Genomic DNA, 13,118 nt, shown 5'->3' on the forward strand with positions numbered 1-13,118 from the left:
TAGTTCGGCCGCATTAAGTATTTCTTACGCCAGAGTCTGACAATTCTTTATTTCCTCTATTGTTGAACCTAAACGGATCGTCTCGGCGACCCAGAAACTTCATGCAAAAACTTTTACGCCCGCAGGCCCCGCTTGTGAGGATGTTGAGGCTGTCCTCCACACAAAGTTTCCTTTTTTTATTCGGGACTTCGCTTGCCTACGCTGCACCGGCTCCAAGCTGGGAGACCTTGTCTGGCAATCTTACGGTTCATTTGGCAACCAATTACGTCGACAGAACGATATCGGGTCGGGTAACGGACGAAACGAACGCGTCGTTACCGGGGGTCAGTATCGTTGTAAAAGGAAGTCAGCGCGGTACGGTCACAGATTCGGATGGTCGGTATAAACTCGATGTACCGAACGGTGATGCGACGTTGGTGTTTTCATTCGTGGGGTATTTGCCCCAGGAAGTACGCCTAGGAGCCCAAGGCGTTATCGATGTATCGCTCAAGACCGATAACAAAGTACTCGATGAGATTGTAGTTATCGGGTATGGTACGACTAGAAAATCGGACTTAACCGGTTCTGTGGCGACCGTCAAACAATCGGAATTGCAGGAGCGCCCTGCGCCTTCGCTCAACCAAGCGCTCCAGGGCCGGATGCCTGGTGTGCAGGTAAATAACAACTCGGGCCGTCCGGGTGGTCGAACCACCGTCAGGATTCGGGGCTTTAGCTCCATTAATACATCGAACAACCCGCTGTACGTGGTCGACGGCGTCATTCTGCCGCAAGGCAACCAGAACCAGTTTTCGAACGCCATCGATTACATCAACCCCAACGACATTGTCTCGGTTGAAGTATTGAAAGATGCCTCGTCGACGGCTATTTATGGCGCACGGGGTGCCAATGGTGTTATTCTGGTAACGACCAAGAAAGGCAAAGCCGGTGAAGGGAGCGTAACCTACAACGCTGATTTTAGCGTAAACACGATTGGCCCTAACCGACCTCGGGTGCTAAACGCCCGCGAATATTTAGCTACGGAGGAGCTGGCTTATAATAACATTCAGAAGTACGATCCCGTTGGCTGGAATGCCGGACGGTACACGTATTTGGACCCGATTGCCCGCCGGAAACAATACAGTGCCAACTTTCCGGGCGTTTTTGACGCTAACCTGAACCCGCTTTACGATACTGATTGGTTTAAAGAAACGACGCAGAACAAGCTGTCGCAAAACCATCAGCTGGGCTTTAGTGGTGGAAGCGAGCGGACGCAGTATTCACTGTCGCTGGGCTACCGGAACGATGAGGGTTTGATCAAAACGTCGTATATGAAGCGGTACTCGGGCCGGTTTACGGTGGACGATCAGGTCAAGAAGTGGTTGAAAGTGGGCGGTACGCTGGCCTATAACAACCAGAGCGAGAACATCGTAGACCAGAATGATGCGGTAGCGCGGCAAATTGTGGAAGATTTTCCGTTCCTGCCCGTTACGTACCAAAACGGTACATACGCCAGCAACCGCGACTACCCAAGCGCTGAAGGAACGTTCAGTTCGTACGCCCGCCTGATGGGCCGCCGGTACATCCTCAACACGCAGACCACGCAGGGTAGTTTGTACGCGAACATCGCCTTAGCCAAAGGCTTAGAATTCCGGTCGATTTTGGGTGCCAACATTGTGACTCAGGAACAGAACAATTCGGAGAGCCGACTGCTGAACATCGGGGGCAGCGGAACGGGAGAAGCTCGAAATCAAAAAGAAACGTTCTGGTCGTTGTCGAACACCCTGACGTACAACCGACAGTTTGGTCAGGACCACTCGGTTACGGGTTTGCTGGGTATTGAGTGGCAGGAGAACCAATTTTTCAGAGTGGCAGCTTTAGTCAATGGCTTTGCCACCGATTATTTCGGCTTTAATAACTTAGGTGCGGGTTCTATAAATCCTCGTGTTGAATCGGATGCATCGCGGTTCGCATTCAACTCGTACTTCGGGCGGTTTAATTACGGTTTTAAGAATAAATATCTCCTGACTCTGACGGGCCGGGCTGATGGTTCCTCCCGCTTCGGGGAAAACAACAAGTTTGCGTTCTTCCCGTCGGCGGCTTTGGCCTGGCGCGTATCGGAAGAAGATTTCCTGAAAACCAATCCGATCATCTCGAACCTGAAGGTGCGGACCAGCTACGGATTGACCGGTAATGCCGAAATTCCGAACTACCAGTCGCTGGCTACGCTAAGTTCGGTCTACAGCACCGTCTACAACGACGCACGGGTCGGCGGAACGGGTATTAACCGATTAGCTAACCCCGACCTGCGCTGGGAGAAAACCGCCCAGTACGACGTTGGGTTAGAAATCGGCCTGTTCAAAGGTCGGGTTAGCCTCGAAGCTGATTACTACTACCGACTAACGACCGACATGCTGTTGGATGCGCCGGTTCCGCGTACCAGCGGCTACGCCACCATTCGTCAGAACGTGGGATCGATGCAGAACCAGGGCTTCGAATTTGGTTTGAACACGATAAACATCAGCCGGGGCGACTTTACCTGGAACACAACGTTCAACATCTCGCTTAACCGCAACAAAGTACTTTCCTTAGCAACGCCGTCGGACATCTTTAACGTGGGTGGTCCAAACTTCACCAATCCCACCAACGTCATTCGCGTGGGTGAACCGGTCGGAGCCTTCTGGGGGCTGACCCGGCTGGGTACCTGGAGCGAAGCCGAGCGCGAAGAAGCGGCTAAGTTTACCAGCTATAGGAACAACCTGACGATGCTGCCCGGTGACATCAAATACCTGGATGTAAACGGTGATAAGGCCATCACCGATGCCGACCGTAGCATTATTGGCAACGGCAGTCCGAAAGGCTGGGGTTCGTTGATCAACAATTTCCGGTTCAAAAACTTCGACGCCACGCTTGATCTTCAGTTCATGTACGGCAACGACGTGATGCTCATGAACCTGCACGCCAGTGAAGACCGGCAGGCGCTGGCTAATAGCTACACCTCGGTGCTGAACGCTTGGACGCCAACGAACCAAAACACCCCCATCGCCGAAATTCGGGAAACCCGCGCGGGTTACGTGACGAATGTGGACAGCCATTGGATCAAAGACGGTTCGTTCCTACGGGGCCGGAACGTCTTGCTAGGCTACACCCTGCCGACGCAGGTAACGAACCGATTGAAACTGAACCGGGTGCGATTCTACGGTACGGTGCAAAACTTCTTCCTGCTGGTCGACGATCCTATCATTGGCGATCCGGAAGTGACGCCTACCAATCAGGGCAACGGCAACAGTTCCTTCTCGCAGGGCATGATCTGGCACAATTACCCAAAACCCACCACCTACCTGATGGGTATACAAATTGGTCTGTAACGTAAATTTTCGTCACCCAGTAGTCACGATTTACATGGTGAACCGTGGCTATCGGGTGACAAACCACTAAACTCCTGAATTTTATCATGCGATTTACCATCGTAAAAAACATAAGCAAGGCCCTGCTGTGCGGCACCGTTCTGCTTGGTCCCGTTGGTTGCTCTGATTTCCTAGACGAGCAGCCACCTTCGAACCTGACTACTGAGAGTTTCTACACGATACCTGACCACGCCGAAGCCGCGTTGGCTTCCGTGTACGCTGAGGTCCGATTCTTCGGCGGTGGTGCCGGTATTTTTTCATCTAACTGGCAGTTACTGGAGGCTATGACCGGCACGTCAACGACGGAAACCGCCCAGAACTCGGACCTCAACAACCTGTATAGCCTGTCACACGACGGTAATACGGTTCACGTTGTTAACTGGTGGAACGGCTTGTACCGCGTCATCGCGCAGGCTAATTTAGTACTCGACCGGGTGCCAGCCATTACGCCGATGCCCGAAGCGCAGAAAAAGAAGATCCTGGGCGAAGCACGGTTTCTGCGGGCGTGGGCGTACTTTACACTGGTTCGGCTTTGGGGCGATGTGCCTCTGATTACGAAGCCACAAGCCGATGCTACAGCCTCAGATTTCCGGCCGGCACGTAACAACCAGGAGGAAGTTTACAAGCTGATCGTTGAGGATTTACAGGCGGCAGAATCGGCTGGTCTGGCCTGGATGGACGTTAGTGGACGGGTGAATCTGGCGGCTGTGAAAACGCAGCTGGCGAAGGTGTATTTGACGATGGCTGGCTTTCCGCTGAGCAAAGGTGCGTCGCACTACAAATTAGCCGCCGACAAAGCCTTGGAAGTCATCACCTACGCTACGTCTAAACCAGCAGAAATTAATCTGTTTTCGACCTACGAGGACGTACACCGCGAACAAACCGAAAACCGCCTGGAACACCTGTTTATGATTCAGTACAACACAATCGTGCCAGGAGTAAACGTATCGGGAGTAGATATCCCGGGGGGATCCAATCCGATGGACAATTTCTATGGGAACTTTAAACCAATCAACTTCAACGGTCCTACGGGTACGGGCAGCTCAATTCCAACGCTGGATTTTTATAATTCATTCGAGACGGGCGACCGACGGACCAAAGACCAGGAAGGGTATTTTTACACTACCTATTTCACCAATGGTACCGGTGCCCGGTTTGACCTGGGCCGTCCATACGTGTTTAAGCATTTCAACCGGACGTCAAACGGTACGGAGGGCGTGGCCGGTACGCGCCAAAATAACCTGAACGTTCCCCTGATTCGTTACGCCGAAACGCTGCTGATTTTTGCTGAAGCGCAGAATGAGGTGGGTGGACCGACGCAGGCCACTTACGATGCCCTAAAGCGCATTCGGGACCGGGCACAGCTGACGACGCCCGCTTTGGGTACGTACACGCAGGCCAACTTCCGGGAGGCCGTTTGGCGGGAGCGCTGGTGGGAATTCTGCTACGAGCAGATTACCTGGTTCGACATGGTGCGAACTCGGAAAGTGTTTAACGAGAAGACCAAAGGTTTCGACAACTTTGTTGGGCACGTCAACTTAAATACGAACAAGGTTCTGGAACAGAAACATCTGCTCCTGCCGCTTGGTGTTCAGGAGATGCTAAACAATCCTAACCTGCGTCCGCAGAACCCAGGGTATCCAGGAGTATAACGGGATGATCACAAATGAAAAACGCCGGGCATGACACCCGGCGTTTTTTGTTACTAGTAATTGGTTCGTCGGTTACTGACTCAACAGTACGCGGTCGATAACATGCACGATGATACCGTTAGATGCTACCTGATCGGCCTGCGTGACCGTAGCGGCATTACTACCATTGCCTTTTCCTGTTACCGTAACTTTGCCATTGTTGACGTTAACCCGAACGCTACCGCCCTGAGCGGTGACAATATCGGCACCGTTCTGGAAGGTTTGTGCATAAGCCCGGTAGTTCAGCACGTGATACAGTAAGAGACTAGCCAGTTTCTGCTGATCTGCTGCCTTAATAGCCGCTTCGTCGGCGTAACCTGCTGCCTTGAATGCGTCGTTGGTCGGCGCGAAAATCGTATAACCGTTCTGGGTATTTTTGTTCAAAACATCCTGCACACTGGCGCCCGCCCGATCAATGGCCGCTGCCAGGAACGATAAATTCGCATTATTTTTTGCTAGCGTAACAACATTGACTGTTGCTGGTGTAAGCACCTGGTTGATAATATGTACTACGCTACCAACCGTTGGATTGTCACCCTGAATAATTTTTGCCTGGTTGACGCTAATGTCGCTGTTGCTGACTTTGTAGACGGAGATTGTATTGTCAGCAAGGGCGGTCTGATAAACGGTATTAACACCGGTTGGAATAGAGGACTGGTCAATACGGGAGTTTACGAGGTGATACCGCAAGATACGCTGTAAATCAGCGGCTGGTGCTGCCTGAATAGCGGCCTCGTTGGCATAACCGGCGGCCTTAAAGGCATCATCCGATGGCGCAAAAATGGTAGCGTTCTCCTTGTTAAATTCAGAAGTTAGTCCAGCTCGTAAAATAGCTGCTTCTAACAGATTAAGATTGTCTTTCTGCGCAATGTACGTCACAGAAGCAACGACGGTTGTTCCGGGTGTTGTAGCGGTGCCCGTGCCTGGCGTTGTTGCCGTACCCGTACCCGGCGTGGTAGCGGTACCGGTACCGGTGCCTGGCGTCGTAACTGTGCCTGATCCAGGATTTGTGGTGCCAGTTCCGGGCGCTGGGGCAGGCGTTTCTTTTGTGCAGCTAAAAAAGAAGGGACCAGCTGCGAGTAAAAGCAGAAGCGAACTCTGTCGAAAGCCCGCGCGAATGAATTGAAACATAAGTTGAGTGGTTTAAAAGATGAACAGATAAAACAAACTAGCATTACAGACGTGGCCCACTTTATGAGTGATACGTACAGTAATTCATATAAATAAAACTTGCTTTTGCTTGTGATGTTGTGTGGTAGAGTAAGTAGAATTGTGCAGTAATAGTTGATTTTTTCAGATAACTGCTTGATTTTGTTAAATTTATATTGTAATTATCCTATTTTTTGGTCGGCAAATTCTTGATTTAACGGTACACCGAGCTTTCGGGCATAGTAGAGTGGAGATAAGTCTGAGTATCCAGCAGTAGGTTACTCAATTCCATTGATTATTCGAAGCTCATAAGGGAGAGTTATGACGCTGGTGACTAACGATCAGATGACCTTTAGGCGTCCCTAAAAACAGGAAAAGGAAAGTGAGATCGGGGAGGATAGGAGAATGCACGGTGGAACTCGGGAGTGGCTCCCACCGCGAAACAAAGGCAATGCCACTCCGGGACGCTGGCAGCACAACTTCGTTGAACCGAACGGTTTATGAGCGATGCAACACGTCGTAGGTGGGTTTGCCTATTCCCGCCGATATTCACAAAAAGCGTTACTTTACTATGAACATCGGCGAGACGTGACAATTTAGTGTAGTTCTAGTAACGTACACATCGTTTGGCGGAGTGTGAACGCAACACCGTAAATGGCTATCTGCTTGCGGTATAATTTGTAAGCTGCCGCAAAATGTGGAATCGTCCGTAGGTTAGCCGAAGCAAAAGGTGAGCTGTCCAGAAAGGCTAGAACGTCCGAGTCCTCGATCTTGTACCAATCATCCTCGCTCAAACAGATCTCATTGATTTCGTACTCTTCGTCCTTGTCGTCGGTTGTTGCCGAAAGGTAGTGCCCGTAAGTAGCTAATAAAAACGCAAGGCAGTACGTCGGTTTTTCCTGTTTTACCAATTCTGCGAGCGTCGGCAGAATAAACGCCGGTAGTTTAGACGCTCCGTCGGCGCACAATCGCGATAAAGGAATGTTCACAGCCGCGCTAGATAAACGTCGGAGTAACTTAGTCTTGTAGTCAGTAAGATCAATGCTTCCGGGTACAGTAACCAGCGGGCTGACAAGGCGGTTGATAAAGACGTTGACGTAATTACTGAACACGCTGTCGCTCATGGCTTCGTGAACGGTTCGGTAGCCAGCCAGAAAAGCAGGATAAGCCAGCAAACTGTAGGACGCGTTTTGAAAGCGTTGTTGCAGAGCTTCGTAGGGATTGCTGTCGTCGACAAATGTGACTCCGGCGATTTCCCAGTCCGGTCGGCCTGAGCCGAACTTGTCTTCAATAACCCAGCTGGTCAATTCCTCCCAATACTCGGCCCTCGTGGCAGTGCGTTCGTCGCTGAGATCGTCTTCCGTTGATGGAATAGACGTTACTGAGTCCGCTACTGAATTAGGGAACGTGACGTGCCGTTCAATCCAACTGGCCAAATCTGCGTCTTTGTCGTTGACAAATGACAGCAACGCTTTTCGGGTCGCATCACCATTGCGTGGTAAATCGTCGCACGATAGAATAGTCAACGGATCGCCCAACTGCTCGCGTCTTCGGGCTAATGCTTTGGTTAAAAAATCAAAAGCTAGCAAGGTTTGGTCAGTATCGACTATACCCTGAACACCCCACTTTTCTCCGTCTTCCGTTAGTGAAAGGGCAACGATTTTGACTGCTGGATCGGCTAAAGAGGAAAGGGCTTCCTCCGGCTGAGTACTGGCCGTTATAACGTCGATGAGGGATCCGCTTTCGTTTATTATCGATAATTTTTCGAGCCTATCGGCGGGAAGCAGGCTGATAACGCGAATTCCCCAGTTGGACTGGTTGGCTAAATTCATAAACTTAGCCGTGTAATAAGCCGGGTGTTTATGAATAATCGTACCGACACCGATATGCACCATACCGGCGCTTAGTTGAGTCGGATTATAAGTAGAGCTGGTGATAGCTGACGTGCCTTCCATCAGAACGGGCTGAGGTAGTGTAAACATGATCAGAGCTATTTTAGCGTGGTTGATGAGTGTAACAAATGCGCAAGAGCCTATCCAAACGTGTCAGCTAGGCCGCTTTTGCATGGACAAGTTGCGGAATGGGGCTCGTTTGCGTTTGACCCATTTCGTCCTGCTGACGCAGTCCTTGAGCAATCTGGATTATCTGGTTCCCCAGTTTCCCCTGTTCTTCAATACTCGCCTGAGCGTACTGGTTCTGTCTGGTTGGTTCCCAGTCAAACAATTCCGTTTTGGCGTCGTAGATGCCAAGTGGCGTATGGCCGTCCTCATCGGACAAAAGTGCTAATGCAGACATGGCTTCTGACTGTGTAGAACAGTAAAAGGCATGGTACTGCTTTTCAAGCAGATATAGAACAGAATATCGGTTCATGATGATAGGATCAGTGCACAACAAAAAGCACTAGCTATAGATTAGACTATGAACGTCGCCGTAAGTCTCCTAACTAGTCAATTTTGTTTTGCGTTGTACAATAAGCGCTGAATGCTTTCCATTAGTAAACCTGTATAGTTAGTCAGCAATACGAATGGGACATACAGGTGGAAAGCTACGGGCGTCTAACGGGCTAGCAATTCGAGAAATGTCTCAACTAGTCATTAGAAATCGCCTTGAGAAATCAGAAAGAATTAGCCGATTAATTGCGGGATGAAAACGTTCGTTGGGGGCAAGGTAGCAGATTACCACCAAAGGGAGTAAGCATGCGCGCCAAACCCTCAAAAACTGCGGTATTATGCTGAACAAAGCCTAACAGGAATAAACGAGAAAAAGTACAAATCGATATCCACGTAGCCTTTGCTGTACTTTTATGTTTTAGTGCGTATGATGAGTTCATAGTCAGGATAAATTCTTAATAATCAACTAATAAATCGAAAGAATGTTGAGCATTCTTCGTTCAGGTAGATAACTAACCAATGCACCTGAATAGTTTGTTAATATTGGTAAAGTTCAAAAAGTGCCTCTGATTCTTCTGCAAAAAAGTAAATTGTACAACCGATTCTTTATCCAGTAATATAGATAACGGGGCTTAAAATGAGCCGTTTATACGATTGTTTGCCCGGTTGATAGTATGCGAGCATACATTTGATAAATTATTCGTCTGTCAAAAGTTCTTCATAAAGTACACAGTAGACTCTACTGCCAATTTGAATTATTGTGTAATAATTGATGCCTAATAGAATAAAAAAAGAAAAGCTGCCCAAGCTTTTAGCGCTCAGGCAGCTTTTTCGAAAAACTTTTCTTTGTATTGTCTAAAACGAAGCAGGCGTGTTCCTTAGTTAACCATGTTCTGCTCACGGGCAAACTTTTCTCGAATGGCCGCTTCGACGTAAGCCGTACTATTAAGTTGTTGACTGACAATTTCCGCTACGTCGAGGGCCACCCCGTTGATGGGTAAAGAAATCTTTTCGTCGGTTTGCTCATCGGCTGTGTGGTTCGGTACCAGCGACCGAACCGGATGCCCGATTAACCGGCCTGTCTCGTCGTACTCGCCCCAGAATTCCCAGTATTTAGAGTGAAACAGGTTCCCACCTACTGATTTGACCAGAACCTGTTTGTCATCAACTAAAAGCCGGATCGCATATTTTCTAGTAGTTAACATCGTGTTTATATTCTCGTTGAGCGTAAGGATCAACGATTGTTTTCGGAGCGTCGATCCTTACGCTTCTGTACTTGACTCGATTAGGAAACACGGCTCGTGCATCGCGTGTTTTGTTGCAAGCTCAAAATTGCCCCGCATTCGTTGCTGGTCGAAATTAAAGTTGACCAGTGCCTGATTTCATCCGCTGAATATGGGTTTTTGTCGGTCGAACGAATTACGAAATCACCAAACGTAGGTTCCAACCGATCCTGCTGGCAGTGCTGTGCTAACCAGTTTGCCGTTGTCGCGGACATTGAACGCCTGTGTTACCTCCTTTGTATTAAGCACGATCAGGACTTTTCGGCCATCGGGCGTTTTAAAGGCTACATTTGGTAAAGCGTCTGACGTGTTTGACTGAATGCGTACCGAGCCGGGCCTGACAAATTTTGACGCTACCGCTATGTTGTAGTAGGCCGGATTTCGTGTCACGGCATTGCCATCCAGCGTGATAGCGCCCAGGCATTGGGTGCATCCACCAATCGTATGAGGTTCCTGTTTCGGATCAGCGGCCAGGTTCCATTCCAGCACGGTACGGCTCCAGTTGCGGGTCGCTCCAATGATGAGCGTCTTGACGTGCCAGGCCAGATCACCTTTCAGGTTGCCGGGCGCACCGATCCATTGCTCGGTGAAGTACAGGTTTTTGTCCGGATGCGCTTTGTGTACGTCCGTCAGAGCGTCGATGGGTCCAGCGTAGAGGTGAAAAGCTGAGCCGTCGACGTATTGCTTTGCGTCCGGATCGTTCAGAATCGAGATGGGGTAATCAGGTCGGTCGGCGTTGTGATCGTACAGAACGATTTTTGTGTCGATACGCGCCTGTTTAAACGCAGGTCCTAAACTTTGCTTGATAAACGTCGCCTGGTCCTGTGGGAGCATCAACAGACTTGGGTTATTGCCCGGATGCAGCGGTTCGTTCTGAATCGTAATCGCATCGATGCGAATGCCTTCCTCCTTCATGCCCCGAATGTATTTGACGAAATACTGCGCGTAGGCATCGTAATACGCCGGCTTTAAACTTCCCCCTTTTGAGTTGGCATTGGTTTTCATCCAGGTTGGTGGCGACCAGGGCGAACCCAGAATCTTGATGGTGGGATTGATCGCCAGAATCTCTTTCAAGATTGGAATCAGATGGGTCCGATCCGGGTTCAGTGAAAACTTTTCCAGCTTCTCATCGGTCTGACCTTCGGGCAAATCGTCGTACGAAAAAACGCGGTCGTCCAGGTCCGATGCGCCGATGCTGATGCGTAGGTAACTCACACCGATGCTGTTTCCTTCGGTAGCGAAGAGTTCTTTCAGCAAGGCCGCGCGGGCTTTTGTGTCCATGCGGTTGAGCAGCATGGCACTACCGCCCGTTAGCGTGTAGCCAAACCCATCAATTGATTGAAACGTCTGCGATGCGTCAATAGCAATGGTTGGATTCTGGTTTGTTGCGCTGGAAAACGAAAGCGTTCCGGGCTGCCTGGCAAACAAGGCCGACCGGTCCGGATTGGTCAGCCAGAACTGGACACCCGCCGACGACGTATGATTGAGCGAACCCCGCTGACAACTGCTTCCAATCCCAAACAAGGTCAGGAAAGTCAACGCAACGATTTTTTGTTTATGACGTGTATGCATGGGGAATAATTTTATTGGAAGCTACGCTTCACGGGTTCGTAGACTCATACGCCGTATCTTGGAGATACGGCGTATGAGTCTACGAACCCGTGAAGCGGCAAACTACACTAATAGCCAGGGTTTTGCTGGATCAACGGATTGTTGTTGATCTCGCTTTGCGGAATCGGGAACAATAAGTAGTTGACATCCCGTGCACCGCGAATCTGTTGGATGATGTCCAGTGCCGTTACTTTGTGCGTAGCGCCGGCATCGGCTTGCGTCTGGCGGGCGTAGCGCAACAGATCAAACCAGCGTTCGCCCTCGAAAGCCAGTTCCAACCGACGCTGGCGGTCTACTTCATCGCGGAACGCTTGTTTGGTAGCAAGATCCGCCTGCGTGAGAGCAGGCAGACCCGCGCGAGTCCGGACCGCGTTCAGGCGGGTAAACGCTTCCTGATTAGGCCCGTTCTGTTCGTTCGACGCTTCGGCAAACATCAGCATCACGTCAGCCAGTCGCAGTACGTAGTAATTGTCGGGGCTGTTGAACGCGTTTGGATTACTCCGCCACTTGTACACAAACGGACCGTTGTCATTCGCGTTGCCCGAGGTGGCCATCACAAAACTGGCGTGGTTGCGACCGGCTTGCGTTACTTCGCCCGTAAACTTCCAACGGAGATCGTTCAGGGTATCCGCGTATTGGAGCAACTCCGTCGTGGGGATGTTAAACTTCGGAAACGAATACGTAGCCGGGGGCGAAGGCAGTACCAGGTCGGGTAGGATGAATCCACCGTCGGCATTACCCGCAAATTGTACTTCAACAATCGACTCGGTATTGTTATCGGGCGGGAACAGCGCATTGAAGCTTGGCGACAACTGGTACAGACCGCTGTTGATCACTTTATTGGCTGCGGTAGCCGCATCGTTCCATTGGCGCTGGGTCAGGAAGACGCGCGTCTGTAGTGCGTTGACCGCAGTTTTGATGATCCGCGTCCGGTTTGCCGTCTGGCTCCCAAACGATGTCGCTGTTAGTTGCTCGGCCTGTTGCAAATCGGTCGTGATCTGCGCGTACACCTGTTCAGCCGTTGAGCGGGCAAGGGCAACGACGCCTGGTTCACCCGATTCGGTGGGTTCTAGCCGCAGCGGAACACCCCCGTACATGCGTACCAGATTGAAATAATGCAGCGCGCGTAAAAAATACGCTTCGCCAATAATCTGATTTCGGCGCGTTTGATCCATCTGGATGTTCGGTACATACCGCAGCACAGCGTTGGCCCGGTTGATACCAACGTACGAATTCTGAAATACACCGCTTACCTGACCCGTCTGGGGTGTCCAGATCAGGCGTTCCAGCGCGTTTACGTCGCCGTTGTTGCTGGTGACGTTGTCCGACGGCATTTCACCCACTACGTTTAGATCCTGTCCGTAAAGACTGCCTTGTTGCAGCGCATCGTAGGCCGCTGTCAGGGCCGCTTCGGCATCGTCAGCACTGGTGAAAAAGTTTTCGGGCGTGATGCTGGGCAAAGGTTGTTTGTCCAGCACATTACAGCTCGCCAGCAGCAGAAAAGGAATGCAAAATATGATAAGACGTTTCATAGAGCTAATGAGAAAGCGACTGAGTGATTGGGCGAACGGTGTTCCAACGGGGTAGTCGGTCAGTCGCCCAATCACTCAG

At 50.5% G+C, this 13,118-nt stretch carries 8 protein-coding genes; 2 read left to right on the plus strand and 6 right to left on the minus strand.

The genetic code is table 11. From position 1 onward, the window contains the following. Positions 1-140: 140 nt before the first annotated feature. Both LQ777_RS08385 and LQ777_RS08390 read left to right on the plus strand, forming a co-directional pair. Positions 141-3,344: a SusC/RagA family TonB-linked outer membrane protein gene (locus LQ777_RS08385; protein ID WP_425276945.1), complete on the plus strand. Its 3,204-nt coding sequence runs from the start codon at positions 141-143 to the stop codon at positions 3,342-3,344. 86 nt (positions 3,345-3,430) lie between these two features. Further along, positions 3,431-5,035 carry a RagB/SusD family nutrient uptake outer membrane protein gene (locus LQ777_RS08390; protein WP_232562069.1) on the plus strand — a complete coding sequence of 535 codons (1,605 nt, stop codon included), beginning with the start codon at positions 3,431-3,433 and terminating at the stop codon, positions 5,033-5,035. Positions 5,036-5,107: 72 nt separating this feature from the next. Here the strand turns inward: LQ777_RS08390 and LQ777_RS08395 are convergent, their stop codons facing one another. The 6 genes from LQ777_RS08395 to LQ777_RS08420 all read right to left on the minus strand — a co-directional run bounded on the left by LQ777_RS08395 (position 5,108) and on the right by LQ777_RS08420 (position 13,039). Next, positions 5,108-6,205 (minus strand): fasciclin domain-containing protein, encoded by a 1,098-nt coding sequence (locus LQ777_RS08395; protein ID WP_232562070.1) that lies wholly within the window; start codon positions 6,203-6,205, stop codon positions 5,108-5,110. Between the two features lie 614 nt (positions 6,206-6,819). Then, positions 6,820-8,205 carry a mannitol dehydrogenase family protein gene (locus LQ777_RS08400; protein ID WP_232562071.1) on the minus strand — a complete coding sequence of 462 codons (1,386 nt, stop codon included), beginning with the start codon at positions 8,203-8,205 and terminating at the stop codon, positions 6,820-6,822. 67 nt (positions 8,206-8,272) lie between these two features. After that, on the minus strand, positions 8,273-8,518 hold the full coding sequence (locus LQ777_RS08405) for a hypothetical protein (protein WP_232562072.1): 246 nt from the start codon (positions 8,516-8,518) through the stop codon (positions 8,273-8,275). Positions 8,519-9,491: 973 nt separating this feature from the next. Further along, entirely contained in the window at positions 9,492-9,818 is a 327-nt protein-coding gene (locus LQ777_RS08410) for a hypothetical protein (RefSeq protein ID WP_232562073.1), read from the minus strand. A gap of 222 nt (positions 9,819-10,040) precedes the next feature. Beyond that, positions 10,041-11,468, minus strand: a complete 1,428-nt coding sequence (locus LQ777_RS08415) for a glycoside hydrolase family 30 protein (protein ID WP_232562074.1) — start codon at positions 11,466-11,468, stop codon at positions 10,041-10,043. A gap of 107 nt (positions 11,469-11,575) precedes the next feature. Then, positions 11,576-13,039 carry a RagB/SusD family nutrient uptake outer membrane protein gene (locus tag LQ777_RS08420; protein ID WP_232562075.1) on the minus strand — a complete coding sequence of 488 codons (1,464 nt, stop codon included), beginning with the start codon at positions 13,037-13,039 and terminating at the stop codon, positions 11,576-11,578. Positions 13,040-13,118: the final 79 nt, after the last annotated feature.

The sequence above is a fragment of the Spirosoma oryzicola genome, from assembly GCF_021233055.1.
Lineage (GTDB): Bacteria > Bacteroidota > Bacteroidia > Cytophagales > Spirosomataceae > Spirosoma > Spirosoma oryzicola.

Excerpts from the sequence above, each read along its gene's own strand:
- LQ777_RS08385 (WP_425276945.1), top strand. The coding sequence starts at position 141 with ATGTTGAGGCTGTCCTCCACACAAAGTTTCCTTTTTTTATTCGGGACT.
- LQ777_RS08390 (WP_232562069.1), top strand. The coding sequence starts at position 3,431 with ATGCGATTTACCATCGTAAAAAACATAAGCAAGGCCCTGCTGTGCGGC.
- LQ777_RS08395 (WP_232562070.1), bottom strand. The coding sequence starts at position 6,205 with ATGTTTCAATTCATTCGCGCGGGCTTTCGACAGAGTTCGCTTCTGCTT.
- LQ777_RS08400 (WP_232562071.1), bottom strand. The coding sequence starts at position 8,205 with ATGTTTACACTACCTCAGCCCGTTCTGATGGAAGGCACGTCAGCTATC.
- LQ777_RS08405 (WP_232562072.1), bottom strand. The coding sequence starts at position 8,518 with ATGTCTGCATTAGCACTTTTGTCCGATGAGGACGGCCATACGCCACTT.
- LQ777_RS08410 (WP_232562073.1), bottom strand. The coding sequence starts at position 9,818 with ATGTTAACTACTAGAAAATATGCGATCCGGCTTTTAGTTGATGACAAA.
- LQ777_RS08415 (WP_232562074.1), bottom strand. The coding sequence starts at position 11,468 with ATGCATACACGTCATAAACAAAAAATCGTTGCGTTGACTTTCCTGACC.
- LQ777_RS08420 (WP_232562075.1), bottom strand. The coding sequence starts at position 13,039 with ATGAAACGTCTTATCATATTTTGCATTCCTTTTCTGCTGCTGGCGAGC.